This window comes from Actinomycetospora straminea, from assembly GCF_028737255.1.
In the GTDB taxonomy this organism is placed as follows: domain Bacteria; phylum Actinomycetota; class Actinomycetes; order Mycobacteriales; family Pseudonocardiaceae; genus Actinomycetospora; species Actinomycetospora straminea.
Genome location: NZ_JAQZAN010000002.1, coordinates 418,797 through 444,039, shown reverse-complemented (window position 1 = coordinate 444,039; position 25,243 = coordinate 418,797). Strand labels below are relative to the sequence as shown.

The window sequence follows — 25,243 nt, the reverse complement described above, 5'->3', positions numbered from 1 at the left end:
TCACCTTCCGCGCCACCCTGGCCTGGATCTCATGATCCGCCAGACACGCTCTAGCTGAACAGCCCGCCCAGCACCCCGCCGCTGCCCGACTGCTGGCCGCTGCCGTGGCCGCCGACGGCGCTGGCCGGCGGCTCCTCGCTGGGCTGGACGATGACGAAGCCCCGGCCGGAGAAGCCCATCGTGTAGGCCTCGCCCGTGGTGCGGCCGAGCAGGGTGCCGAGGCCGAGCTGGTCGGCACGGTGCACGCCGACCTGCAGGCCGGCCGACCACGCGACGGCGGCCTGGGGGTCGGCGTAGGTGGGCTGGTCGACGTTGAGCACGACGGGCGAGCCCTTGCACGTGATGGCCAGCCGGCCCTGCCCACTGAACACGCAGTTGAACAGGCCCGAGCCCGACATCGACGCGGCGCCCTGGACCATCTGGATGTCGTAGGACAGCGTCGGCTCGAAGGCGAGCACGTTCGCGCCGTTGATCGACAGCGCGTCCTGCGGGCCCTCCAGGTCGATGAGGTGCACGTCGGAGGCCGCGTCGGCGAGGAACACGTCGCCGCGCCCGCTGACCTTCATCAGCGGCACGCCCTCGCCGGTGAGCTGCTGCTTGAGGAACCGCCCGATGCCCCCGGAGCCCTTGGCCTCGAAGTGCACCTGCCCCTGGAACGCGACCATCGAGCCCTGCCGCGCGAGGCACTCGCCGTTGAGCTCGATCTTGAGCATCTTCGAGTTCTGCAGGCGCAGACCCGGCTGGGCGGACTCCTGCTCCTGGTTCTCCGGGGCGAACAGGTTGCTGCGCATCGGGGTCTCCTCGTGACGCTCAGTGCTCGATCAGCCGAGAATGCGCCGAGATCATCCACTCGGCGAACACGCACGGTCAACGAGCACGAGGTGAACGGAGTTCCCCGGCCGGTACAGCGGGGAGACGCGAAGACGACGACGTTGTCGACGTACGACCGCGACCAACCGGGGGGACTGGTTCGCCAGAACGAGACGACGTGGGTCACAACGAGCAGTGCCGAGCGAGGATGTGCGCCGAGGGGCACGATCTCCGCGTGACCTCCCTCCCGCTGGACGGCGTCCTGGTCGTGGCGTGCGAGCAGGCCGTGGCCGCGCCGCTCGCGACGCGCCACCTCGCCGACCTCGGCGCCCGCGTGATCAAGGTCGAGCGGCCGGGACGCGGCGACTTCGCCCGCGACTACGACACCGTCGTCGGTGGCCTGTCCAGCCACTTCGTCTGGCTGAACCGGGGCAAGGAGAGCGTCACGCTCGACCTCAAGGACCCCGACGCGCTCGCCGCCCTGCACCGGATCCTCGCCCGCGCCGACGTGTTCGTGCAGAACTTCGCGCCCGGGGCCGCGGAGCGCCTGGGGCTCGGCGCCGCGGACCTGCGCCGGGAGCACCCACGCCTCGTGCACTGCAGCATCTCGGGCTACGGCTCGTCGGGCCCGTACCGCGACGCCAAGGCCTACGACCTGCTCATCCAGGCCGAGACCGGTCTGGTGACGATGACCGGCACGCCCGAGCACCCGGCCAAGGCGGGCATCCCGGCCGCCGACATCGGGGCCGGGATGTACGCCTTCTCCGGCGTCCTCGCCGCCCTCTACGAACGGGAGCGCACCGGCGAGGGCGCCGCGCTCGAGGTCAGCCTCTTCGACGCGCTGAGCGAGTGGATGGGCTTCCCGCTGACCTACGCCGCCGGCGCCGGCCACGCGCCCCGCCGCGCCGGCACCTCCCACCCCGCCATCGCGCCGTACGGGACGTTCACCGCCGGCGACGGCACCGAGGTCGTCCTCGCGATCCAGAACGAGCGGGAGTGGGCGCGCTTCTGCGCCGAGGTCCTGGGCGACGAGGCCCTCGCGACCGACGAGCGCTTCGCCACCGGCTCGGCGCGCCTCGAGCACCGCGACGAGCTGCACGCGGCCATCGACGCCGTGCTGGGCGGGCTCGACGGCGAGGAGGTCGTGGGACGCCTCGCGGCCGCCGGCATCGCGCACGCCCGTCAGCGCGACCTCGTCGGCGACGACGGCGTCCTCGCCCACCCCCAGCACGCCGCCCGCGACCGCTGGCGCACCGTCGGCTCGCCGGTGGGCGAGGTGCCCGCGCTCGTACCGCCGATCGGGCTCGTCGGCCGGGAGCCGCGGATGGGCGCGATCCCCGACGTCGGTGAGCACACCGACGCCGTCCTTTCCGAGTTCCGGGAGACCTGAGCCGCGCTGTTGCCCCGCCCCACCCGCGTGCGCTTCCCTGCCTGACCATGGCCGCTCCCTCGCGCCGCAGCATCTTCGCGGCGAGCTTCGTCGGCACGTCGATCGAGTGGTACGACTACTACATCTTCGGCACCGCCGCGGCGCTGGTGTTCGGGAGCCTCTTCTTCCCGCAGTTCTCCGCGGTGGCGGGCACGCTCGCGGCGTTCGGCACCTTCGCGGTCGGGTTCATCGCGCGCCCGCTCGGCGCGGCGGTGATCGGGCACTTCGGCGACCGCATCGGCCGCAAGGCCATGCTCGTGCTGACGCTGCTGCTCACCGGCGGCGCGACCGCGCTCATCGGCGTGCTGCCGACGTTCGCCGCGATCGGCATCGCGGCCCCGCTGCTGCTCGTGCTGTTGCGCCTCCTGCAGGGCTTCGGGGTCGGCGGGGAGTGGGGCGGCGCCGTGCTCATCGCCACCGAGCACGCCTCGAGCCGCCGGCGCGCGGTCTACGGCAGCTTCGCCCAGTTCGGCGTGCCGATCGGCGTGCTCACCTCGAACCTCGCCTTCCTCGCCGTCGCCGGGCTGCCCGACGAGGCGTTCCGGTCGTGGGGCTGGCGCATCCCGTTCCTGCTCTCGGTCGTGCTCGTCGTCGTCGGGTTCGTGGTGCGCAGCCGGCTGCAGGACGCACCGGAGTTCGAGCAGGTCAAGCAGCGTCGCGAGACGAGCACGGTCCCGGTCGCCGACCTCGTGCGCCGCCACCCGAAGGTGCTGGCGCTGGCGAGCCTGGCCTCGATCGCGCCGCCGGCCGTCGGCTACACCGTCATCGTCTACATGCTGAGCTACGGCACGACGGCGCTCGACTACGAGCGGACGACGCTGCTGACGTTGATCATGCTGTCGACGGTGGTGTGGGTGGCGACGATCGTCGTGGCGGCGATGCTGTCCGACCGGTTCGGCTCGCGCCCGGTGTTCGTCGTCGGCGCGCTGACGGCCGTCGCCTGGCCGCTGCCGATGTTCGCGCTGGTCAACACCGGGTCGGCGGCCCTCGCCGGGATCGCGTTCGCGGTCGCGGCGATCGTCCAGGGCATCATGGCCGGCGCCCAGGGCGGCCTCTTCGCCGAGATCTTCCCGGTGCGCGTGCGCTACAGCGGCATCTCCATCGCCTACCAGGTCGGTGGCATGGTCGGCGGGGCGGTGACGCCGCTCGTCGCCACCGCCCTGTTCGGCGCCACGGGCTCGTCGACGCCGATCGCGCTCTACGTCACCGGGCTGTCGCTGCTCAGCCTCGTCGCGGTGTTCGGGCTGCGGGAGGGGTCGGCCCGCTCGGCGGCGACGCCCGACGAGGTGTCGGCGGGCTGACCCCCGCGCCCGTCACGCCCCCGCGGCGGGGGCGATCGCGACGGCCAGCGCGAGGTCGTCGGAGTGCGCGGCGGCGTCCCCGTTGACGGCCCCCTCGGTCATCTCGACCGCGAGGACCTCCTCGGCGATGGTGCCGGCGTGCGTGCGCACGGCGTCGGCGACGTCGGCGCGCTCGGCGGCCCAGGTCAGCGCGATGCGGTCGGAGACCTCGAGCCCGCGGGTCTTGCGCGCCTCCTGCACGACGCGCACGACGTCGCGCGCGAGGCCCGCGGCGCGCAGCTCGTCGGTGAGCTCGGTGTCGAGGCCGACCGACAGGCCGCCCTCCGACCGGACCGCCCAGCCCTCGCGCGGGCTCTCCTCGACGACGATCTCGTCGCCCGACAGCACGATCTCCTCGCCGTCGACGGCCACCGTCAGCGTCCCGTCGACCGGGGCCCCGGTGGAGGCCTTGACCGCCTCGGCGACGACCGGGGTCTGCTTGCCGAAGCGCTTGCCCAGCGCCCGGAAGTTCGGCTTCACCGTGACCTCGACGAGGTCGGACCCCGCCGCCTCGACCCGGCCGACGTTGAGCTCCTCGGCGATCTCGGCGAGCAGCCCCTCGTCCAGGTCGGCGAACCCGGGCGCGGCCACCACCGCGCGCGACAGCGGCTGGCGCGTGCGCACCCCGCTGGCGGCGCGGGTCGACCGGCCGAGCTCGACGATCCGCTGCACGAGCGCCATGCGCTCCGCGAGCACCGGGTCGAGTGCCGCCTCGTCCAGGACCGGCCAGTCGGCGAGGTGCACCGAGTCGGGGGCGCCCTCGACGACGTCGCCCTGCAGCCGCGTCCAGAGGTGGTCGGTGGTGAAGGGGATGAACGGCGCCATGAGCCGCGAGAGCGTCTCGACGCAGTGGTGCAGCGTCGCCAGCGCCGCCGTGTCGCCCTGCCAGAAGCGCCGGCGCGAGCGGCGGACGTACCAGTTCGACAGCTCGTCGACGAAGGACGAGATCGCGCGGCCGGCGCTCGAGGAGTCGAAGTCGTCGAGCGCGCGGGTGACCTCGCGGACGCAGGTCGCCAGCTCGCCGAGCACCCAGCGGTCCATGGGGTGGTCCGACGCGAGCGGCTCTCCGGTCGGCCGCCACCCCGAGGCGTTCGCGTAGGTGACCAGGAAGGACGCGGTGTTCCAGTACGTCAGCAGGATCTTGCGGACGATCTCGCGCAGTGCCTCGTGCCCGACGCGCCGATCGACCCACGGCGAGCCCTGGGCGAGCATCAGCCACCGCACGGCGTCGGCGCCGTGGGACTCGAAGAGCTCGAACGGGTCGAGCACGTTGCCCAGGTGCTTCGACATCTTGCGGCCCTGCTCGTCGAGCAGCAGCCCCAGGCACACGACGTTCTCGTAGGACGACCGGTCGAACACCAGCGTCCCGACGGCCATCAGCGAGTAGAACCAGCCGCGGGTCTGGTCGATCGCCTCGCAGATGTACTGCGCGGGGTAGGCCTGCGCGAAGTCGGCCTCGTGGTGGTGCGGCGCGCCCCACTGGGCGAACGGCATCGCGCCCGAGTCGTACCAGACGTCGATGACGTCGGTGACGCGGCGCATCGTCCCGGTGCCGCTCGGCGCCGGGAACGTGACGTCGTCGACGTAGGGGCGGTGCGGGTCGAGCTCGGACAGGTCCTCGCCGGCCCACGACGAGAGCTCGGCCAGCGAGCCGACGCACACCATCTCCGACGGGTCGGCGTCGTTGCGCCAGATCGGCAGCGGGGTGCCCCAGTAGCGGTTGCGGGAGAGCGCCCAGTCGACGTTGTTCTCGAGCCACCCGCCGTAGCGGCCGTGCTTGATGTGCGGCGGGTACCAGTTGGTCCGCTCGTTCTCCTCGACCAGCCGGTCGCGGACCGCGGTGGTGCGGATGAACCACGAGGGGAGCGCGTAGTAGATCAGCGGCGTGTGGCAGCGCCAGCAGTGCGGATAGGAGTGCTCGTAGGACTCCGAGCGCCACAGCACGCCCCGGGCCCGCAGCTCCTCGACCAGCGTCGGGTCGGCGCCCTTGAAGAACATCCCGCCGATGAGCGGGACGTCGGCGTCGAAGTGCCCGTCCGGCCCGATCGGGTTGACCATCTCGAGGCCCTCAGCCTTGGCCACGAGGTGGTCCTCGGCGCCGAACGCGGGCGCCATGTGCACCAGGCCGGTGCCGGCGTCGGTGGTGACGTGGTCGCCGTGCACGACGCGGTGGGCGTCACCGAAGCGGTCGGGATCGATGAGGTCCAGCGGGCGGCGGTAGTGGCTGCCGATCAGGTCGGCGCCGGTGAGGCGGTCGGTGACCCGCGCGTCCTCGCCCAGCACGGGCAGGAGGTCCTCGGCGACGACGAGGTCGTCCCCGCCGGCGGTGGTCGCCCGGACGTAGCCGATGTCGCGCGCCACGGCCACGGCGGTGTTCGACGGCAGCGTCCAGGGCGTCGTCGTCCAGATCAGCAGGTCCGCCCCCGCCCACGGCCCGTCGGTCAGCGGAAAGCGCACGTAGACCGAGGGGTCGACGTCGTCCTCGTAGCCCAGCGCGACCTCGTGGTCCGACAGCGGCGTCTCGTCGCGGGGGCAGTAGGGCGTCACGCGGTGGTCCTCGACGAGCAGGCCGTCGTCGAAGATCTTCTTGAGCGACCACCAGACGCTCTCGACGTAGCGCGGGGCCATGGTCAGGTAGGCCTCGTCGAGGTCGACCCAGTAGCCCATGCGCTCGGTCATCGCGGCGAAGGCCGAGACGTTGCGCAGCGCCGACTCGCGGCACGCCGCGTTGAACTCCGCGATGCCGTAGGTCTCGATGTCGCCCTTGCCGGTGAAGCCGAGCTCCTTCTCGACGGCGAGCTCGACCGGCAGGCCGTGGCAGTCCCAGCCCGCGCGGCGCGGCACGTGGTAGCCGCGCATGGTCTTGAACCGCGGGAAGAGGTCCTTGAACGCGCGGGCCTCGACGTGGTGGGTGCCGGGCTGGCCGTTGGCGGTCGGCGGGCCCTCGTAGAAGATCCACGGCTCGCCGCCCGCGGTGCGCTCGAGGGAGCGACGGAACACGTCGCGGTCGGCCCAGCGGGCCAGGACCTCGCGCTCGATCGCGGGGAGGTCCACGCTCGCGGGGAGGGCGGCGAACGCGGGGCCCGTGGCGGGGGACGGCTGAGAGCTCACGTCTCGATCTTCCTGGTCGTACGGCGGCCCAACTCACCCAGGTTACCGGGGAGCGCTCCGGTGTCCTGAGCTGCGGGTGCGGGGGTCGCCGCGGGGGGTGTCGAACCGGCGTGCGGGCATGTCCTAGACTGGACGACGTCATCGGGCAGGACATGATTCGTCACGCTCGGTGATCGCCATGGGGTATGGTGTAATTGGCAACACGGCTGATTCTGGTTCAGTTGTTCTAGGTTCGAGTCCTGGTACCCCAGCTGCGAGCGGTGGCGGACCGTGATCTAGGGTCGTCGCCGTTCTCCTAGGGCCCCGTCGTCTAGCGGCCTAGGACGCCGCCCTCTCAAGGCGGTAGCGGGGGTTCGAATCCCCTCGGGGCTACACCACGAACGCGGTGCACCGTCCTCGGTGCACCGCGTTCGTCGTCTCCGGGGTCTCAGGCGATCGACCGGCCCGCCGCGCGCAGCTCGTCGCGCAGCCAGCAGTGCATCGGGTCGGCCTCCAGGCGCGGGTGCCAGACCATCCCGTAGGGGATCGCGTCGAACCCCTCCGGCGCCTCGACCACCCGCACCCACGGGAACGCGCCGGCCTGCGCCTCGGTCATCCGCCGCGGGATCGTCGCCACGAGGTCCGTCCCGTGCAGCGGCGCGGCGACCGAGCTGAAGTAGGCGACCCGCACGGCGATCCGGCGGGTCTGCCCCAGGGCCTGCAGCCACCGCTCGATCATCGGCTGGTCCCCGCCGACGACGGCGACGGCGACGTGGCGGGCGGCGACGTAGTCGGTTACCGAGAACCGGTCGCGGACGGGGTGGTCGCGGTCGACGACGCACACCAGGTCGTCGGTGAACAGGCGCTCCCAGCGCAGCGGGGCGGCCGGGCGCAGGACGGACAGGGCGACGTCGGCGCGGCCGCGCTCGAGGTCGGCGTAGCTGTCCTGGTCCCGCGGCTCGATGCGGACCTCGAGGTCGGGGGCGGCCCGCGCCAGCCGGGGGAGCAGGACCGGCCCGAGGGTTGCGGTCGTGTAGTCGGTGCCGATGAGGCGCACGACACCGGTGGCCGTGGACGGGTCGAAGCCCCGCCCGGACACGAGGCCCTCGAGGCGCGGCAGGAGCACCGCGAGCTCGCCCTGCAGCTCCCGGCCGCGCGGGGTCAGCGCGTAGTCGCCGCCGGACCGGACCATCAGCTCGTCGTCGAACACGGCCCGGAGCCGCTGCAGCGTGCGGCTCATCGACGGCTGGCTGAGGTGGAACCGCACGGCGGACCGGGTCACGTTGCGCTCGTCGAGCAGGATCGCGAGGGCGCGCAGATCGTGCAGCCCGAGGTCGCCATGCGACATGCGCCCAGTCCGCGAGGTCGTGGTCCGCGACGCGTTGTCGGTCCGCGCCGCTGCTCGGCAGGTTCGCCTGGCACGCGGACGCCGCCCCGGCGTCACCCTCCTGCGCCCGTGGGCCCTGCTCGCGTTCCGGTGCGTCGTGACCGCGCTCTTCCTCCTGCACCCCGTCGGCGCGTTCGGGGTGCTCGACGGCTCCACGCCCGCCGCGCCCATGATCGCGATCTCCGCCGTCGAGATCGTCGCCGTGCTGCTCGTCGCGGTCGGGCTGTACGCGCGGGTGGCGGCGTTCGTCCTGTCCGGGATGATGGCGTTCGCCTTCTTCGTCGTGCACCTGCCGTCGGGCTGGAACTGGCTCGAGAACGGCGGCGAGCCCGCGGCCCTCTACAGCTGGGTCTTCCTGCTGCTGGTCGTGCTCGGCCCCGGCTCGCTGAGCCTCGACCGGCGCCGGATCGCGCCGGCCGCGGGCTGAGCCGATCCCCGTCGACGGCGTCCGGTGATCGGTCGTAGCGTCCCCGACCGATCAGCACCCGACCGAGGAGCGCCGTGCCCCCGACCACCCACGTCCTCGTCCACGGCGCGTTCGCCAACGCCTCGCACTGGGGACCGGTGGCCCGCGCCCTGGCGCTCGCCGGCCACCGGGCCGTGGCCGTCGACCTGCCCGGGCACGGGCTCGACGCCCGGCCCGACGGCATGGCCGGCCTGTCGACCCCCGACGACGTCGCGGCCGTCGTCGGCGTCGTCCGCGCCGCCCGCGAGCACGGGCCGGTCGTGCTCGTCGGCCACAGCCGCGGCGGGATGACGGTGACGGCCGTGGCCAACGCCGTGCCGGAGCTGCTCGACCACGTCGTCTACGTCTCGGCGTGGTGCTGCGTCGACACCGGCCCGTCGACCTACCTCACCGACACCGGGCCGTCGGCCCTCGACCGGCTCGCCCCGAGCCTCATGACCGCCGACCCCGCCGAGGTGGGCGAGCTGCGGGTCGACCTGCACACCCAGGACCCGACGGCCCTCGACGCCCTCCAGGACGCGCTGCTCGCCGACGGCACGCGGGCCGAGCTGCTCGCGCTGCTCGCGGCGATGGACGTGCGCGAGGCCCTCGCGATCGACGAGGACCTCGTGCGCGTCGACCCGGAGCGCTGGGGCCCGCTCCCGCACACCTACGTGCGCCTGTCCGAGGACCGCGCGCTGTCGCCGGCGCTGCAGGACCGGTTCGTCCGCGAGGCCGACGCGGCCCTGCCGGTGCCGTTCGCCGTCGTCGACGTGCCCACGTCGCACGTCGGGATCCAGCTGCACCCCGCGCGGCTGGTGGGGGTGCTCACGGGGCTGTCGCCGTAGACCGGCGCTCGGGCGGCTCGGCCCGGCGGATCAGCGCGACCGCGCCGACCACGAGCACCCCGCCCGCGACCTGCGTGGCCGTCGGCTCCTGGGCCACCAGCCACCAGGCGCCGAGCACGGCGAAGAGCACCTCGCTCAGCCCGACGAACGACGCCAGCCGCGAGCCGAGCCGCCCGACCGCCGCGATCCGGGTGAGGTACGCCAGCGCCGTCGACAGGGCCGCGACGAGCAGGACGCCGACCCACCACGGGGCGCCCCGTCCGCCGAGGTCGATGGGCGCGGTCGTCGCGGTCAGCGGGAGCAGGCCGACGAGCCCCAGCAGCGCGACGACCACGCTGCCGACGACCGCCCCGCCCGCGGTGAGCACCAGGGCGGGCAGGCCCTCGGCGCCGCCGGCGTCGGCCGAGAGCCGGAAGTACGCCGCCAGGCACACCGCCGCGCCCAGGCCCCACAGCACGCCGACGACGTCGACCTGCGCCCCGCGCGCGACGTCGAGGACGAGCACGAGGCCCGCCACGGCCAGCGCGGCGCCCGCCAGCGTCAGGGGCCGGGGGCGGACGGCGGTGCGCGCCCACGTCCAGGCGAGCAGCAGGACCGGCGCGGTGTACTCGATGAGCAGGGCGACGCCGACCGACAGGTGCCCGACGGCGCTGAAGTAGCAGACCTGCGCGCCGGCCAGCGGGACCAGCCCGTAGACCACCACCGCCCGCCCGTGCCCCGCGCGCGGCCGCCACCCGCGGGCCAGGAGGAGCGCCAGCGGCACGGCGAGGAGGACCGCCGCGCCCGCCAGCCGGGCCAGCGCCACCGCCGGCGGCGACCACCCGACCGCGATCAGCGACGCCGCGAAAGGTCCGGCCAGCCCGAAGGAGAAGCCCGAGAGCAGGGCGATCGCGAGCCCGGACGCGGTGCGGGTCGTCGGCCGCGCGTCCGGGTGCCCCACGAACAGTGATCAGAACAGGCTGCGGGTCGGCCGGACAAGCGGCTCAGCCGGCTCAGCCGGCTCGGCCGCCGAGGTGCTCGGCGAAGTGCGCCTCCATCGCGCGGTAGAGCCGGAACCGGTTCTCCGGGTTGGCGAAGCCGTGGCCCTCGTCCTGCGCGACCAGGTACTCCACCGGTATGCCGCGGGCCCGCAGCGAGGACACGATGTTGTCGGACTCGGCCTGCACCACGCGGGCGTCGTTGGCGCCCTGGGCGACGAGCAGCGGGGTGCGGATCCGGTCGACCATCGTGATCGGCGAGCGGGTCAGCATGTCGGCCTCCTGCTCCGGGACCGCCGGGTCGCCGACGTAGCGGTACCAGTTGTTGATCAGGCTGGGCCGCGCGAACTCCGGCAGCGTGCGCATGAAGTTCGCGAGGTCGGAGATGCCCACGTAGTCGACCGCCGCGGCGAAGACGTCGGGGGTGACGGTGACGCCGACCAGCGCGGCGTAGCCCCCGTAGGACCCGCCGTAGATGCCGATGCGCTCGGGGTCGGCGTAGCCCTCGGTGACGGCCCAGCGCGCGGCGTCGATCAGGTCGTCGTGCATGGCGCCGGCGAGCTCGCCGACCGCCGCGGTGAGGTGGCGGCGCCCGTAGCCGGTGGAGCCGCGGAAGTTGACGTGCAGGACGGCGTAGCCGCGGTTGGCGAGGAACTTTGCCTCGGGGTCGTAGCGCCACGAGTCGTGCGCCCACGGCCCGCCGTGCACGATCAGCACCAGCGGCAGGTCCTCGAGCGGCACGCCCACCGGCAGCGTCAGGAAGCCCGGCAGCTCCAGACCGTCGCGGGCCGGGAACCGGACCGGCGTCACCGGGGCGAGCTCCTCGGGCGCGATGTGGGTGAACGACCGGAACAGCAGCCGGCTCTCGCCCGTCGTCCGATCGAACAGCCAGGTCGCGCCGGGCGCGCGGTCGTGGACGAAGCTCGCGGTCCACCACCGCTCCGCGTCGTCGGACGAGACCGGACCCAGCACGCCGTCGGAGAGCGCCGCGAGCGCGGCGAACACGTCGGCGTACGCGAGGTCGAGCACCTCGACGCGCGGGCGGTCGCCGACGAACCGGGCGGCGACGACCTCGTGGGTGCGGGCGCTCTCGATCACGGTGGCGGGCAGGAGCGGCGAGTGCGCCCCCATCGTGTCGAGGCTCTGCCCCTCGACGGCCGCGACGACGGTCTGCCGGCCGGTCGCGCGGTCGACGCGCACGAGTCGCAGGTCGTCGCCGTCCTGGTAGAGGCCGAGCAGCAGGCCCGTGCCGTCCGGGGTGACGAGCTGCGGGTAGACGCCCAGCGGGTGCTCGGGGCCGCCCACCCGGAGCAGGAGGCGGGTCTCTCCGGAGCCGTCGACCGCCGAGAACTCGTACTCGCCGTCGTCGGTGAGCTCGGAGAGGAACGCCGGGCGGCCCTCGCGGTCGAGGAGGAACGTCCGGCGCGGCGAGGGCTGCTCGAGGTGCAGGGTCGTCTCGCCGGTGGCGACGTCGACGCGGAAGACGTCGAACACCGTCGGCCGCCGGTTCATCGAGACGAGGACCTGCCCGGGGGACGACGGCAGGGGCTCGACGCCGACGACCCGCGAGCCGGCCGGCAGGGGCGTCAGGTCGACGGCCGGTCGGTCGGGCGCGGTGAGGTCCACGCGGTGGAGATGCCAGTCCTCGTTGCCGTCGGTGTCCTGCAGGTACAGCAGCCAGCGGGGGTCGTCGGTCCAGTGGTAGTCCGTGACGCCGCGCCGGGTGTCGTGCGTGACGGGCACGGCGTCGGCGTGCTCCTCGTCGATCCCGCGGACCCAGACCTGCAGCCGCCCGTCGCGCGGGGCGAGGTAGGCGAGCCGCGTGCCGTCGGGCGACACCGTCGCGTGCGCGAACTCGGGGTCGGCGAAGAAGTCCTCGACGTCGATGAGGCGCGGGCGGGACTGCGTGGGTGTGCTCATGACGACCAGTCCAGTCCGTGCCGTCGCGGCACACTCAAGCCCGCGTGCCCGCCGTCACCGGGCAGGACCCGCCGCATCGGCCTCAGCCGCGAGCGCCCCACCGAGCACGGTGTCGAGGATCGCGGCCAGCTCGACGGCGAGGTCGAACGGCGCGGGGTCGACCGCGACCCAGCGGGTGACGGCCGAGAAGTAGCCGAGGGCGAGGAGCCACCCGACCCGCTGCGGGGACGCCGATCCCGCCAGCGGCTCCCCGGCGTCCTCGACGATCTCCGCGAGGTCCCGGGCCAGCGGGTGGTCGACGAGGATGTCCGTCTGCTTCACCGCGAGGGGCATCAGCGCCGCCGTCTCCGCCCGGGTCTCGACGTTGACCTCGGCCAGCGCGCGGAAGTAGCTGCCGAGCACCGTGCGCACGGTGTGGGCGCCCCCCGTGTCGCGGAAGGAGCGGGCCGCCCGCTCCCGGCGCCGCAGGGTCCACTCCTCGAGGAACGCGGTCTTGCGCGGGAAGTGGTTGAACACCGTCGTGCGTGCCAGCCCGGCGCGCGCGGCGATGTCGTCCATCGAGGTCTCCTCGAAGCCCCGCTCGCCGAACAGGGCCACCGCGGCCTCGAAGACGCGGTCCCGGCGCTCGGTGCGCCCGCGCGTGCGCCGCGAGGGCGGCGGGCCGGGCGCCGCGGCGTCGCCGGTGTCGGCCATGAGCTCGCGGAAGCTCGGTGCGGCGTCGAGGTTCATCCCGGTCAGTAGACCACGCGACCCCACGAACTTGTACTCGGGTCTTGTTTCGAGCCGCCTCCCCGCTCTACCGTCCTCCCTCACGAACTTGTACTCGGGTACGCCTTCGTGACCCCGAGTGCGCTCCCGGAGGAGGCCGCACCGTGGCGACACCCCTGACCCCGACGGACCCGTCAGCCGCGTCGGCGCCGTCGTCGGACGCCTTCAGCCTGCTCGCGGCCCACGCCGCCGTGACCCCGGACGCGCCGTTCCTGCTGTTCGAGGACGCCGCGGAGCGGGTCTCGACGACCACCTACGCCGAGCAGGTCCGGCGCGCCGAGACCGCCGCGGCGTTCCTCTCCGACCGCGGCGTGGGGGAGGGGGACCGGGTCCACCTCCTGACGGCGAACCGCCCGGAGTTCCTCGACCTGCTGCTCGGCGCGGCCCGGCTCGGCGTCGTGCTGGTGCCGGTGAACCCGTCGTCGACGGCGGAGGAGGTGGCCCACCAGCTCGCGGCGTCGCGCGCGATCCTGTCGGTCGCCGAGGACGAGCGGGTCCCGGCCGTGCGGGCCGCGGCGGGCGCGGTGCCGGTCGTCCCGATCACCGAGGTGAGCGCCGGGCGCGGCGCCCTCCCGCCGCGCCGCCCCCGGGCGGGTCTCGCCGCGATCATGTTCACCTCGGGCACGACCAGCCGGCCGAAGGGCGTGCGGGTCAGCCACGCGAACTACGTGCGGGTCGGGACGGCGCTCGCCGAGCACCTCGGGGTCACGGCCGCCGACCGCTGGCTCGTCACCCTGCCGCTGTTCCACGCCAACGCGCAGTACTACTGCGTGATGTCGGCGCTGGTCGCCGGCGCGTCGGTGGCGCTGGCCGACCGCTTCTCGGCGAGCCGGTGGATCCGCCAGGCGCGCACCCTGCGCCCGACGCTCGCGAGCCTCTTCGCCGCCCCGGTCCGGATGATCCTCGCGCGGACCACGCCCGAGGACCGCGACGCCGACAACGACCTGCGGCTCGTGCTCTTCGCCCAGAACGTCGCCGACGAGCAGGCCGCCGCCTTCGAGCAGCGCCTCGGGACCCTGCTCGTGCAGCTCTACGGGATGACCGAGACCGTGCTGCCGCCGTTCGTGAACCCGCCGGACGAGCGCCGTCGCTGGGGCTCGATCGGCCTGCCGCTGCCCGGCGTCCCGGTCCGCGTCGTCGACGCCGAGGGCCGCCCCGTGCCCGCCGGCGCGCCCGGCGAGCTGCAGGTCGGGGGCACGCCGGGCGTCGACGTCACCGACGGCTACGACGGGCTGCCGGCCGCGACCGACGCGCTGCTCGCGGACGGCTGGCTGCGCACCGGCGACCTCGTGGTGCGCGACGCCGAGGGCCGCGCGTGGTTCGTCGACCGCGCCAAGGACATGATCAAGCGAGCCGGGGAGAACGTCGCCGCGAGCGAGGTCGAGCGCGTCCTGGCCGACCACCCCGACGTGCTCGAGGCCGCCGTGCACGGCGTGCCCGACCCGATCGCCGACGAGGCCGTCGTCGCCCACGTCGTGCCGCGGCCGGGCCACCGCCCCGACCCCGACGCCCTCGTCGCGTGGTGCCGCGAGCGCCTGGCCCGCTTCAAGGTGCCCGCCCTCGTCCTCGTCCGTGACGACCTGCCCCGGACGAGCGTCGGGAAGATCCGCAAGGACGTGCTCCGCGCGGAGACCCCGCCGCTCACCCCCACCGAGACCCCGTCGACCCCGTCCCTGCGGAGCCCGTCATGACCTCGTCCCTGTCCGCGTCCCCACCCGCCCCGTCGCCGGGCCCCCTCGGCGAGCTGCGCCGCCACTGGGCCGCCCTGACCGCGGCCACCGTCGGCATCGGCACCGGCGTCGCCGTCATGCCCTTCTACACGAACGGCCTGTTCATCCCCGCCCTCGAGGCCGAGTTCGGCTGGTCGCGCGCGCAGCTGTCCTCGCTGGCGCTGGTCGGCGCCGTCATCACGATCCTCACCTCGCCGCTCGTCGGCGTGATCGTCGACCGCTGGGGCGTGCGGCTCCCGGGCGTGGTGTCGCTGGGCGTGCTCGGCGGGGCCTACTTCCTGCTGTCGGCGAGCGGCCCGTCGTTCGCGGGCTACCTCGCCGTCTGGGTCGGGATGTACGTCCTCGCCGCCGCGTCGACCGCGGTGTCGTTCACCCGCACGGTCAACGAGCGCTTCGACCGGGCGCGGGGTCTGGCCCTGGGCATCGCGCTCGGCGGGGCCGGGCTGGTCGCCTTCGTCGTGCCGCAGGTCCTCGGCGGGCAGATCGCCGAGGACTGGCGCGGGGGCTACCGCGTCCTCGGCACCGCGATCCTCGTCGGCGCGCTCCTCGTGCTCCTGCTCATGCCGCGGCACCGGGCGCCCGCAGCATCGTCCCCCGCCACGTCGTCCCCCGCCGCGCGGTCGCAACGCGCCCGCATCGGCCCGCTGCTGCGCACCCCGCTCTTCGCCCGGCTCGCCGTGGCCTTCCTCGCGATCTCGCTGGCCGTCGGCGGGCTGACGGTCCACCTCGTCCCGCTGCTGCGCGACGCCGGGGTCGCGCCGGCGTCGGCCGCGGCCACCGCGGGGTTCGTCGGGATCGCGGTGATCGTCGGCCGGGTCGTCAGCGGCCTGCTCGTCGACCGCTTCTTCGCCCCGCGCGTCATGGTCGGCGTCCTGACGGTGGCGGCCCTGGGGTACGTCGCCCTCGTCGTCGGCGGGCCGTCGTTCGCGACCGCCGCCGCCGTCGGCGTCGGGCTCGCCCTCGGCGCCGAGGTCGACGTCGTCGGCTACCTCGTCGCCCGCTACTACGGGATGGCCGCCTACAGCCGCGTGTTCGGCGTCTTCTACGCCGTCTTCACCCTCGGCGTCGGCGCCAGCCCCCTGCTCATGGCGTTCCTGCGGGCATCGACGGGCAGCTACACCGCCCCGCTGCTCGGCGCGATCGGCCTGCTCGTGCTCGCGGCCGGCCTGTTGCTCACCGCCCCCCGCTTCCCGGCGACCACCGACCCCGCGGACGTCCCCGTCCCCGCGGCGACGACCGCGGGAGGCGCCTCGTGAGATGGGTGTCCTACGACGCGGGCGACGGCCCGCGGACCGGGCTGCTGGAGGGCGGTGAGGTGCGCGGGCTGCCGGCCCCCACGACGCTCCTGTCGCTGCTCGGCGACGACGGCGAGTGGCTCGCGGACGCCGCGCGCACGGCACGGGACGACCCGGCGGAGGTCCGGCCCGCCGGCGCCGTGCGCCTGCTCGCCCCGATCCCGCGCCCACCGTCGGTCCGCGACGGGCTGTGCTTCCTCGAGCACCTGCGCGGGTGCTGGCGCGCCCTGGGGCGCCCCACCGATCTCCCCGAGGTCTGGTCGCAGACCCCCGCCTTCTACTTCGGCAACCCCGCCGCGGTGGTCGGCCCGCACGACGACGTGCCGATCGCTCCCGGGTCGGCGCTCTTCGACTTCGAGCTGGAGATCGGCGCGGTCGTCGGCCGGGGCGGGCGGGACCTGCACCCGGACGAGGCCGCCGCGCACATCGTCGGGCTGACGTTCTTCAACGACTGGACCGCCCGCGACCACCAGGTCCGCGACATGGCCCAGGGCATCGGGATGGGCAAGGCCAAGGACAGCGCGATCACCCTCGGCCCCGCCCTCGTCACCGTCGACGAGCTCCCGCCCGCCCCGGACGGCCGCTTCGACCTGGACGTGAGCGCCGCGGTGAACGGGACCGAGGTCGCGCGCGGCTCCCTGACCGGCACGGACTGGTCCTTCGGCGAGCTCCTGGCCTACGTCTCGCGGGGCACCGACCTCGTCCCCGGCGACGTCGTCGGCTCGGGGACGGTGCCCGGCGGCTGCCTCCTCGAGGCCGTCGACACCCCCGACATCGCCGACTTCACCGGCTGGTTGCGGCCCGGGGACGTCGTCTCCCTCCGCTCGCCGGTGCTGGGCGAGACCACCCAGACCGTGCGCCCCGCCCCGCCCGTCCACCGCCTGCACTCCGGCCACTGACCCCGAGGAGCCCCCCCATGCCTACCCTCGTCGACCTGACCCGCACCATGGACCCCGAGCGGCGCGCCCAGGTGCACGAATCGTTCCGCGCGCTCGAGACCGTGATCGCCCCGCGCATCGAGTACCTCCGCCCCGAGGCCGGCGGGCTCGAGCGCATGACCTCCATCTTCGGCTGCGAGCCCGCCGACCTGCCCGACGGCGAGGGCTGGGGCGAGGACCTGCTCACCGAGATGAACACGCACTGCGGCACGCACGTCGACGCGCCGCTGCACAGCGGCAACACCGTCGAGGGCCGTCCGGCCCGCACCCTGTCCGACATCGGTCTCGCGGAGCTGTTCCGGCCCGGGATGGTGCTCGACCTGCGCGAGTGGGTGTCGCCGGGCACCGCCATCCCGATCGAGGGCCTCGAGGCGGCGGTGAAGGCGACGGGCCGCGACATCGCCGAGGGCGACGCCGTGCTGCTGCGCACCGGCCAGGAGGACTGGTACACGGTGTCGGACCCGGAATACTTCGACTACCCCGGGATGACGGGGGAGAGCACGCGCTGGCTGACCTCGCGGGGCGCCACGATCCTCGGCACGGACGCCATGGCGTGGGACCGCCCGTTCCCGGTGATGCGCCGGGCGTTCGAGGAGACCGGCGACCCCGCCCAGATCTGGGACGGCCACTTCGCCATCCGCGACAAGGAGGCGTTCATCGTGCAGCAGATGACCAACCTCGGTGCCCTCCCGCTGACCGGGTTCACCGTGGGCTTCTTCCCGATCAAGCTGCCCGGGACCAGCGCGGCCCCGGCGCGAGCGGTGGCGTTCCTCGACTGACCCCTGACTGACCTCAGCCCAGGCCGCGGAATCCCGTGACCTCGAGCCCCGCCCCGGCGCCCGCCTCGAGCAGGCTGTCGGCGAGGTACTGGCCCGACGACCGCTCGCCGTGCAGCAGGTAGGAGCGCACGCCGGCCCGGTCGTCGCGGACGACGTCGGTGACCACGGCCGCGACCGACGTCCGCAGCGCGGTGCCGTCGGGCGTCACGGCGTCGGCGAGGTCGATCGCGCAGACGCCGGCGAGCACGCGCGGCGCGGCGGCTCCCTCGAGGCGGACGAGGGCGCGGCCGTGAGTGAGGTCGAGGACCGAGGTGAACTCGCCGGTGCCGGCGAGCAGCTCCTCGAGCGACGCCACGAGCGCCGCGCCCGTGCCCGGCGCGCCGAGCACCAGCCACTCGCCGGGCCCGGCACCCGCGATCAGCACGCCCTCGCCGCCGAGGTCGACCCGCCCGGTGCGGCCGTACCGCACCCCGAGGGCCCGCCGCGCCGCGCCGTCGAAGGGCGCGCGGACGGACACCTTGGCCAGCGGCGTCTCGTCGGACAGCGTCAGCGGCCCGACGGTCACCGTCGCGTCGACCTCCCAGCCGTGCCGGACGGTCGGCGCGGCGGGCGCGATCGGGCTGCGCGCGACGGCCGTCTGCTCAGACACGGAGCCTCGCCCCCTCGGGGTCGACGTGGACCGGGCTGGTGACCTCGGCGGTGACGTCGCGGCCGTCGGGCAGCCGGATGGTGACGCGCGTGCCGACCTCGGCGAGCTCGCGGTCGAGCTGGGCCAGCCCGATCGACCGGCCGAGGGTGGGCGACATCCGGCTGGAGGTCACCCGGCCGGCGATGCCCCCGGCGCGGTCGAGGATCTGGCTGGCCTCGGGCGGGACGACCATCCCGTCGAGCGGGCGCAGCCCGACCAGGCGCGGGGCGGTGTCGCGCTCGCGCTGCCAGCGCAGCTCGGGCAGCCCGACGAAGTCGTCCTTGTCGAGCTTGATCAGCCCGTCGAGACCGGCGCTGAAGCCCTGGGTGAGCCCGTCGGTGTCCTGCCCGACGATGGCGTGGCCCTTCTCCAGGCGCAGGACGCGCTGGGCCTCCACCCCGAACGGCCGCACGCCGAGGTCGGCGCCGGCGGCCATCAGCTGCTCCCAGACGTGCAGGCCGTAGCCGGCGGGCACGTGGACCTCGTAGGACAGCTCGCCGGTGAACCCGATGCGCCACAGCACGCAGCCGTCGACGCCGGCGACGCGCCCGGTGCGGACCTGCATGTAGCCGAACCGCTCGGGGTCGAGGTCGACGTCGGTGAGGCGGCCCAGCAGCTCGCGGGAGCGGGGGCCGGCGATGTTGGTGCTGGCGTAGGCCGTGGTCACCGGCGTGACGTGGACGCGCCACTCGGGGTGGGCGGTCTGCAGCCAGTTCTCGACCCACTCCCACACCGTCGCCGCGCCCGACGACGTGGTGGACATGAGGTAGTGGTCCTCGCCGAGCCGCCCGGTGACGCCGTCGTCCATGACGACCCCGTCCTCGGCGCACATCACCCCGTAGCGCACCTTCCCGACCCCGAGCGTCGACCACCTGTTGACGTAGAGCAGGTCGAGCAGCGACGCGACGTCCGGGCCGCGCAGGTCGAGCTTGCCGAGCGGCGTGACGTCGATGATCCCGACGCCGGTGCGCACGGCGGTGACCTCGCCGGCCGGGTCGCCGTAGTGCTCGGGGCGGATCCACTGCCCGGCGATCAGCGGCACCGCGCCGTGGCGCTCGTGCCAGGGCTGCATCGGCGAGTACCGCACCGGCTCGTGGCTGCGCCCGGCCAGCGCCCCCAGGGTCACCGGCGCCCACATCGGGCGCCACGTGGTCGTGCCGGTCTCGGCGATCGTGCGGCCGGTCGCGGCGGCGAGCACCGCGACGGTGTTGACGGTCTCGAGCTTGCCCTGGGCCGGGCCCATCGTCGCCGTCGTGTAGCGCTTGACCAGCTCGACGGAGTCGTATCCCTCGGCCGCGGCGGTGGTGATGTCCTTCGCCGACACGTCCTCGGAGAAGTCGACGAACCCGCCGGTGCCGGCGCTGAACAGCTCGGGGTGGTCGGCGACGGGCAGCGCGGGGACCGCGACGGCCGCACTCGCGCTCCGGCCGGCCCGCCGCGCCGCCTCGCGGCCCACGGCGTCGGCGTGCTCGACCAGCGCGTCCACGTCGCCGTCGCCGACGATCCCGCCGGCGGCCAGCACGTTCTCCGGCATCCGCGTCGGGTCCGGCACGAAGCGCGCGGCCCGCGGCTCGTAGACCGGGCGGTCCCCGGACTGGTTGAGCAGCGACGTCGGCGCGGTCCACCCGACGGCGGTGACGAGCAGGTCGGCCTCGACGCGGCGCCCGTCACCGAGCTCGACGACCCGCAGCCCCGAGCGCCCGTGCGCGGCGCGCACCGACTCGCCGCGGCGGGCGTCGACGACCTCGGCCACCTCGACGCCCGCGGACTCGAGGTCACCGACGGCGGCGTCGCCCTCGGGGTTGGCGGAGAGCACGACCGCGCGCCGGCCGGGCCGCACGGCGTGGAGGTTCACCAGGCGCCGGACCGCGGTGGAGAGCACGACGCCGGGCAGGTCGTTGCCGGCGAAGACGTAGGGCCGTTCCACCAGCCCCGGCGCCACCACGAGCACGCCCGCGCGGGCCTTGACCAGCCGCTCGTCGATCCCGGGGACGCCGCGCGCGACGATCGGGATCCCGTTGTCGTCGAAGCGGGCGCCCACGACGGCGTCGGTGAGCACCTCGATCGCGGGCTCGGCGGCGACCTGCGCGCGCAGCTCGGCGAGGCGCGCGAGCTCGGCCGGGCCGCCCCAGCGCAGGTGCCCGCCGAGCTGGTGCTCCTCCTCGACGAGCATCACGGTGGCGCCGGAGCGGGCGGCGGCGACGGCGGCGGCCATGCCGGCCGGACCGCCGCCGGCGACGACGACGTCGGGGTGGGCGTAGCGCTTGTCGTAGACCCCGGGCGCGCTGTCCGGCGGCACCTCGCCGGCGTGCACGAACGTGCGCAGCACCTTCTCGTAGGCCGGCCAGAGCACCTCGGGCTTGATGAAGGTCTTGTAGTAGAAGCCGGTCGCCAGGAAGCGGCTCGCGAGCCCGTTCACGGCGCGGACGTCGAAGCGCAGCGACGGCCACGTGTTCTGCGAGCGCACGTCCATGCCCTCGGCGAGCAGCCGGTGCGCGCCGCGGACGTTGGGCTCGTCGCCGACCTGGACCACGCAGCCGGGGTCGAGGTAGCTCGCGGTCAGCAGGCCGCGCGGGCGGTGGTACTTGTAGCTGCGGGAGAACACGCGCTCGCCGGCCGCCGCCAGGGCCGAGACGATCGTGTCGCCGGGGTGGCCGGTGTACGGGGTGCCGTTCCAGCGGAAGCCCACCGTGCGGCGGCGGTCGATGACCTCGCCGGCCCGCGGCGGGAGGCGCTCGGCGTCCGCGCGGTCGGTCGCCCGGGTGCGCCGGGGCGTGGGCAGCAGGCTCACGGGGCGGCCTCCGCCGTCGTGCCCGTCGCCGCGTCCCGGACCGCGCGGATCTCGTGGGTGAGCGTGTGCCGTTCCACCGACAGGTACCGGCGGCAGCCCGCGCGGTGGTACCAGGTCTCGGTCGACCAGCCGCACGGGTTGGCGTGGACGTAGAGGTAGTGGCGCCACTGCTCGGGCGTCGCGGTCGCGGGGTCCGGGCGCGGCCGGGCCTCGCCGACGAACCGGAACTCGGTCGCGGTGCGGGGCCCGCACCAGGGGCAGGGGAGCAGCATCATCGTCGATCACCTCCGGGAGGGGCTGGCGGGGGAGCGGGACGGGCGGGCCTCTTGGGGGCTCAGTGGCCCACGGCGGCCGCCCCCTTCTCGCCGACGAGCCGCCCGTCGCCGAAGCGGTCGAGGCCGAAGGCGGAGATGATCTCGGGCGGCTTGCCGTGCGCGAGGCACGCGGCCATCGCCTCGCCCGACACCGGGCCGGCCTTGAAGCCGTAGGTGCCCCAGCCGACGTCGACGTAGAAGCCCTCGACCGGCGTCGGGCCCATGATCGGCGAGTAGTCCGGGGTCATGTCGCAGAGCCCGGCCCACTGGCGCAGCAGCCGTATCCGGTGCAGGGCGGGCATGAGCTCGAGGACGTGCCCGGCGATGCCCTCGGCGAACTCCAGCGACCCGCGCATCGAGTAGGACGCGAACGGGTCGACGCTGGCGCCGAACACGAGCTCGCCGCGGTCGGTCTGGGACACGTAGACGTGCAGGGTGCCCGAGACGACGACGGTGTCGAGGAACGGGCGCACCGGCTCGGTGACCGCGGCCTGCAGCGGCGAGGTCTGGATGGGCAGGGACACCCCGGCCATGTCGGAGACGAGGCCGGCCCAGCCGGCGGTGGCGTTGAGCACCACCGGGGTCGCGATCCGCCCGCGGTTCGTCTGCACGCCGGTGACCCGGCCGCGCTCGACGTCGATGCCGGTGACCTCGGTCTGCTGGTGGATGTGCACCCCGTGCGCGTCCGCGCCGCGCGCGTAGCCCCACACCACGGCGTCGTGGCGCACGATCCCGCCCGGCGGGTGGTAGAGGGCCCCGAGGATCGGGTAGCGGGCCTCCCCGCTGGTGTCGAGGTAGGGGACGAGCTCGGAGATGCGGTCCGGCCCGATCACCTCGGAGTCGACGCCCTGGAGCTTGTTGACCTCGGTGCGCCAGTGCATCGTGCGCAGCGACGCGTCGTTGTGCGCCAACGTGAGGTGCCCGCGCTGGGAGAACATGACGTTGAAGTTCAGGTCCGCGGCGAGGTGCTCGTAGAGCTTCACCGACCGGTCGTAGAACCGCACGCCCTCGGGGGTGAGGTAGTTCGACCGCAGGATGGCGGTGTTGCGCCCCGACCCGCCCGAGCCGATGTAGGCGCGGTCGAGCACCGCGACGTCGCGCACGCCGTGGTCGCGGGCCAGGTAGTAGGCGGTGGCCAGGCCGTGCACCCCGCCGCCGATGATCACCGCGTCGTAGCTCCCGCGCAGCTCCCGCTCGTACCAGGCCCGCGGCCACTCCTCCCGGCCGAGGCCGTGGCGCAGCAGGCTCCACGCCGAGTAGCCGCGCCGGCGTCCGGGCCGGTGCCCGTCGCCGTTCGTGCTGGTCACCGGGGCGTCCTCCTCGACGGTTCGGTGCGTCTCACGCCTGGGTCAGGTAGCGCCGCACTTCCCAGTCGGACACCGAGGCGTGATAGTCGTCGAACTCCTGCTGCTTGACCGCGGCGAAGTAGTCGACGAAGTCACCGCCCGAGGTCTTGCCCAGCGCCGCGCGCAGGACGTCGTCGGTGACGAGCTCCTCGATCGCGCGGTCGAGGGTCTTCGGCAGGTGCTGGATGCCGCGCGCGCGGACCTCGTCGGCGCCGAGCGTGAAGAGGTTGTCGTCGGTGCACGCGCCGGGGTCGATCTCCCGGTCGATGCCGTCGAGGCCGGCGGCGAGCAGCACGGTGGCGGCGAGGTACGGGTTGGCCGACCCGTCGACCCCGCGGTGCTCGACGCGACCGCCCTCGGGCACGCGCAGCATCACCGAGCGGTTGTTGCCCCCGTAGGCGACGTAGGCGGGCGCCCACGTGGAGCCCGAGGTCGGGGCGCCGACGCCGATGCGCTTGTAGGAGTTGACGGTCGGGCAGATGATCCCGGCCGACGCGCGGCCGTGCTCGATCAGCCCGCCGAGGTAGTGGTAGCCGGTGCGGGACATGCCGAGCGCGTCGGTGTCGTCGGCGAAGAGGGCCTGGCCGTCCTGCGTCCAGAGGCTCTGGTGGATGTGCATGCCGTTGCCGGTGAGGTGGGAGAGCGGCTTGGGCATGAACGTCGCGACCATGCCGGCGTCGTGCGCCAGCATGTGGATCATGTAGCGGAAGAAGACGGCGCGGTCGGCCGTGGTCAGGGCGTCCGCGTAGTGCCAGTTGTTCTCGAACTGGCCGTTGCCGTCCTCGTGGTCGTTGGCGTAGTTGCCCCACCCGAGGGCGTTGAGGTGCCGCGACACCGTGGAGAGGTGGTCCCACATGCGCGTCAGGCCCTTGACCTCGTAGCAGGGCTTGTCCGCGGTGTCGTGCGGGTCGGCGGGCTCGAGGCCCCCGTCCGCGCGCCGGCGCAGCAGGCTGTACTCCAGCTCGGTGCCGGTGTTGAACACCCACCCGCGCTCGGCGAGCTGGTCGAGCTGCCGGCGCAGGATCACCCGCGGCGCGTAGGGCCAGGGCCGCCCGTCGACGTGGGGGTCGCAGTGCAGCACCGCGACGCCCGGCTTCCACGGCAGCTTCGTGTACGACGCCGGGTCCGGGACGGCGAGCACGTCCGGGTCGGCGGGCGACTGCCCGAGGTCGCCGGCGGCGAATCCGGCGAATCCCGCGCCGCCGTCCATGAGCAGGTCGAAGGACGAGGACGGGACCGCCTTCGCGCACGGCTTGCCGTGCAGGTCCACGAACATCGCCAGGAAGAACTCGATGCCGTCCGCCTCGGCGCGCTCCCGCAGCTCGTCGCGCGTGTCGCCCACGCCGCCTCCTCGCTCGTGACGGCCGACGACCGTGTCGGTCCTCCGGTGTCCCGTCCCGCGACGGTCGCGTCGGCACGCTCCCGCCCGATCAAGGTCTGGACCGAGAACCATTCACGGCCCCGCCGAAGGGTGTCAACCCCGTCGCTCCCGTCACGGCCACGGCGGGACGCGGGGCGCTCCCTCGTCCGGACACGCACCGTGACGTGCGGGGTAGCCTCCGACCATGGCCCGGCAGGTCTCCTCCACGACGCTGGCCCAGGCCGTGGCGGACCACCTGCGCATGCGCATCCACCGCGGCGACGTCAGCCCCGGCGAGCGCCTGCCCGCCGAGCGCGAGCTCGCCGAGCAGCTCGGCGTCGCGCGGATCAGCCTGCGCGAGGCGATCCGCCAGCTCCGCGAGGACGGCTACGTCGAGGTCCGCCGCGGCTCCACCGGCGGCACCTACGTCACCGAGCTGCACCGCCCGGCCGAGGCGTGGCGGGCCCGGATGCGCGCCCAGGCCGGCGAGATGGACGACATCATCGACTTCCGGATCGCCCTGGAGACCGAGACGGCGGCGCTGGCCGCGCGCCGGCACACCGCCGTCGGGCTCGCCCCGGTCCGCGAGGCGGTGCTCGCGCTGCACGACGTCATCGGGCGCACCGCGTTCCGCCAGGCCGACTCCCGCTTCCACGTCGCCCTCGCCCGGGCCGCGGGCAACGAGCGCCTGGAGGAGGCGGTCGAGTCGGCGCGCGGCGAGCTGTTCAGCCCCCGTGACCTCCTGCCGTTCCGCGAGCCCGTCGAGGAGACGCTGCGCGACCACCAGGCGATCTACGAGGCGGTCGCGGCGGGCGACGCGGCGGCCGCGTCGGCGGCGATGCGCGCGCACCTGGAGGGGACGCGGCGGCAACTGAGGATCATCGTGTTCGGCGCCGAGGACGGGGCGGACGAGGTGGCGTGGAGCCCGGTGTGACCGCCGCCCGCCCGACGCGGCCGGTGACGCCGCCTTGACACGACGCGGCGTCGG

At 74.4% G+C, this 25,243-nt stretch carries 20 protein-coding genes and 2 tRNA genes; 11 read left to right on the top strand and 11 right to left on the bottom strand.

The annotated features are described in order from the left end of the window. Positions 1-50 precede the first annotated feature (50 nt). Positions 51-791: an AIM24 family protein gene (locus PH190_RS05365; RefSeq protein ID WP_274230448.1), complete on the bottom strand. Its 741-nt coding sequence runs from the start codon at positions 789-791 to the stop codon at positions 51-53. A gap of 254 nt (positions 792-1,045) precedes the next feature. Between PH190_RS05365 and PH190_RS05360 the strand changes: the two genes are divergently transcribed. Next, a complete protein-coding gene (locus PH190_RS05360) occupies positions 1,046-2,200 on the top strand; it encodes a CaiB/BaiF CoA transferase family protein (RefSeq protein WP_274230447.1) in 1,155 nt (384 codons plus the stop codon). A gap of 47 nt (positions 2,201-2,247) precedes the next feature. After that, a complete protein-coding gene (locus PH190_RS05355; protein WP_274230446.1) occupies positions 2,248-3,540 on the top strand; it encodes an MFS transporter in 1,293 nt (430 codons plus the stop codon). Positions 3,541-3,552: 12 nt separating this feature from the next. Here the strand turns inward: PH190_RS05355 and ileS are convergent, their stop codons facing one another. Next, positions 3,553-6,690: an isoleucine--tRNA ligase gene (gene ileS, locus PH190_RS05350; protein WP_274230445.1), complete on the bottom strand. Its 3,138-nt coding sequence runs from the start codon at positions 6,688-6,690 to the stop codon at positions 3,553-3,555. Positions 6,691-6,869: 179 nt separating this feature from the next. On the opposite strand from ileS, the gene PH190_RS05345 reads away from it, so the two are divergent. Together PH190_RS05345 and PH190_RS05340 are read left to right on the top strand one after the other, a co-directional pair. Beyond that, positions 6,870-6,941, top strand: a tRNA-Gln gene (locus PH190_RS05345). Between the two features lie 48 nt (positions 6,942-6,989). Beyond that, positions 6,990-7,062, top strand: a tRNA-Glu gene (locus PH190_RS05340). A 55-nt stretch (positions 7,063-7,117) separates the two neighbouring features. Here PH190_RS05340 and PH190_RS05335 read toward each other — a convergent pair. Continuing rightward, a complete protein-coding gene (locus tag PH190_RS05335; RefSeq protein WP_274230444.1) occupies positions 7,118-8,017 on the bottom strand; it encodes a LysR family transcriptional regulator in 900 nt (299 codons plus the stop codon). Between PH190_RS05335 and PH190_RS05330 the strand changes: the two genes are divergently transcribed. Both PH190_RS05330 and PH190_RS05325 read left to right on the top strand, forming a co-directional pair. Further along, positions 8,016-8,483 (top strand): DoxX family protein, encoded by a 468-nt coding sequence (locus PH190_RS05330; protein WP_274230443.1) that lies wholly within the window; start codon positions 8,016-8,018, stop codon positions 8,481-8,483. The two genes, PH190_RS05335 and PH190_RS05330, sit on opposite strands and share 2 nt — an antisense overlap. Before the next feature lie 74 nt (positions 8,484-8,557). Further along, on the top strand, positions 8,558-9,349 hold the full coding sequence (locus PH190_RS05325) for an alpha/beta fold hydrolase (RefSeq protein ID WP_274230442.1): 792 nt from the start codon (positions 8,558-8,560) through the stop codon (positions 9,347-9,349). On the opposite strand, the gene PH190_RS05320 is transcribed toward PH190_RS05325, so the two are convergent. Genes PH190_RS05320 through PH190_RS05310 form a run of 3 tightly spaced genes read right to left on the bottom strand, consistent with a single transcriptional unit; the run spans position 9,330 to position 12,975 of the window. Continuing rightward, positions 9,330-10,289 carry an EamA family transporter gene (locus PH190_RS05320; RefSeq protein ID WP_274230441.1) on the bottom strand — a complete coding sequence of 320 codons (960 nt, stop codon included), beginning with the start codon at positions 10,287-10,289 and terminating at the stop codon, positions 9,330-9,332. The two genes, PH190_RS05325 and PH190_RS05320, sit on opposite strands and share 20 nt — an antisense overlap. A gap of 52 nt (positions 10,290-10,341) precedes the next feature. Beyond that, a complete protein-coding gene (locus PH190_RS05315) occupies positions 10,342-12,246 on the bottom strand; it encodes a S9 family peptidase (protein WP_274230440.1) in 1,905 nt (634 codons plus the stop codon). 54 nt (positions 12,247-12,300) lie between these two features. Continuing rightward, on the bottom strand, positions 12,301-12,975 hold the full coding sequence (locus PH190_RS05310; RefSeq protein WP_274230439.1) for a TetR/AcrR family transcriptional regulator: 675 nt from the start codon (positions 12,973-12,975) through the stop codon (positions 12,301-12,303). A 143-nt stretch (positions 12,976-13,118) separates the two neighbouring features. On the opposite strand from PH190_RS05310, the gene PH190_RS05305 reads away from it, so the two are divergent. From PH190_RS05305 to PH190_RS05290, 4 genes are read left to right on the top strand one after another with little or no spacing between them, the layout of a single operon-like run. Continuing rightward, positions 13,119-14,705: a class I adenylate-forming enzyme family protein gene (locus tag PH190_RS05305; RefSeq protein ID WP_274230438.1), complete on the top strand. Its 1,587-nt coding sequence runs from the start codon at positions 13,119-13,121 to the stop codon at positions 14,703-14,705. After that, a complete protein-coding gene (locus PH190_RS05300) occupies positions 14,702-16,000 on the top strand; it encodes an MFS transporter (protein WP_274230437.1) in 1,299 nt (432 codons plus the stop codon). Before PH190_RS05305 ends, PH190_RS05300 begins: the two co-directional genes overlap by 4 nt. A gap of 5 nt (positions 16,001-16,005) precedes the next feature. After that, complete coding sequence (locus tag PH190_RS05295; protein ID WP_274230436.1) at positions 16,006-16,938, top strand: fumarylacetoacetate hydrolase family protein; 933 nt, start codon at positions 16,006-16,008, stop codon at positions 16,936-16,938. A gap of 17 nt (positions 16,939-16,955) precedes the next feature. Further along, positions 16,956-17,756, top strand: coding sequence for a cyclase family protein (locus PH190_RS05290; protein ID WP_274230435.1), 801 nt, complete (start codon positions 16,956-16,958; stop codon positions 17,754-17,756). A gap of 13 nt (positions 17,757-17,769) precedes the next feature. On the opposite strand, the gene PH190_RS05285 is transcribed toward PH190_RS05290, so the two are convergent. Genes PH190_RS05285 through glnT form a run of 5 tightly spaced genes read right to left on the bottom strand, consistent with a single transcriptional unit; the run spans position 17,770 to position 24,237 of the window. Then, positions 17,770-18,405: a sarcosine oxidase subunit gamma gene (locus tag PH190_RS05285; RefSeq protein WP_274230434.1), complete on the bottom strand. Its 636-nt coding sequence runs from the start codon at positions 18,403-18,405 to the stop codon at positions 17,770-17,772. Continuing rightward, positions 18,398-21,235 (bottom strand): 2Fe-2S iron-sulfur cluster-binding protein, encoded by a 2,838-nt coding sequence (locus PH190_RS05280; protein ID WP_274230433.1) that lies wholly within the window; start codon positions 21,233-21,235, stop codon positions 18,398-18,400. Before PH190_RS05280 ends, PH190_RS05285 begins: the two co-directional genes overlap by 8 nt. Then, complete coding sequence (locus PH190_RS05275; protein WP_274230432.1) at positions 21,232-21,510, bottom strand: sarcosine oxidase subunit delta; 279 nt, start codon at positions 21,508-21,510, stop codon at positions 21,232-21,234. The genes PH190_RS05280 and PH190_RS05275 overlap by 4 nt, the downstream gene beginning before the upstream one ends. A gap of 59 nt (positions 21,511-21,569) precedes the next feature. Continuing rightward, a complete protein-coding gene (locus PH190_RS05270; RefSeq protein WP_274230431.1) occupies positions 21,570-22,856 on the bottom strand; it encodes an FAD-dependent oxidoreductase in 1,287 nt (428 codons plus the stop codon). A 31-nt stretch (positions 22,857-22,887) separates the two neighbouring features. Continuing rightward, the gene (gene glnT / locus PH190_RS05265) at positions 22,888-24,237 is read right to left on the bottom strand and encodes a type III glutamate--ammonia ligase (protein WP_274230430.1); all 1,350 of its coding nucleotides are present in this window, start codon (positions 24,235-24,237) and stop codon (positions 22,888-22,890) included. A gap of 223 nt (positions 24,238-24,460) precedes the next feature. On the opposite strand from glnT, the gene PH190_RS05260 reads away from it, so the two are divergent. After that, on the top strand, positions 24,461-25,189 hold the full coding sequence (locus PH190_RS05260; RefSeq protein ID WP_274230429.1) for a FadR/GntR family transcriptional regulator: 729 nt from the start codon (positions 24,461-24,463) through the stop codon (positions 25,187-25,189). Positions 25,190-25,243 lie beyond the last annotated feature (54 nt).

Coding starts and splice junctions, on each gene's coding strand:
- PH190_RS05365 (WP_274230448.1), bottom strand. CDS start 791: ATGCGCAGCAACCTGTTCGCCCCGGAGAACCAGGAGCAGGAGTCCGCC.
- PH190_RS05355 (WP_274230446.1), top strand. CDS start 2,248: ATGGCCGCTCCCTCGCGCCGCAGCATCTTCGCGGCGAGCTTCGTCGGC.
- PH190_RS05330 (WP_274230443.1), top strand. CDS start 8,016: ATGCGCCCAGTCCGCGAGGTCGTGGTCCGCGACGCGTTGTCGGTCCGC.
- PH190_RS05335 (WP_274230444.1), bottom strand. CDS start 8,017: ATGTCGCATGGCGACCTCGGGCTGCACGATCTGCGCGCCCTCGCGATC.
- PH190_RS05315 (WP_274230440.1), bottom strand. CDS start 12,246: ATGAGCACACCCACGCAGTCCCGCCCGCGCCTCATCGACGTCGAGGAC.
- PH190_RS05310 (WP_274230439.1), bottom strand. CDS start 12,975: ATGAACCTCGACGCCGCACCGAGCTTCCGCGAGCTCATGGCCGACACC.
- PH190_RS05300 (WP_274230437.1), top strand. CDS start 14,702: ATGACCTCGTCCCTGTCCGCGTCCCCACCCGCCCCGTCGCCGGGCCCC.
- PH190_RS05290 (WP_274230435.1), top strand. CDS start 16,956: ATGCCTACCCTCGTCGACCTGACCCGCACCATGGACCCCGAGCGGCGC.
- PH190_RS05275 (WP_274230432.1), bottom strand. CDS start 21,510: ATGATGCTGCTCCCCTGCCCCTGGTGCGGGCCCCGCACCGCGACCGAG.
- PH190_RS05260 (WP_274230429.1), top strand. CDS start 24,461: ATGGCCCGGCAGGTCTCCTCCACGACGCTGGCCCAGGCCGTGGCGGAC.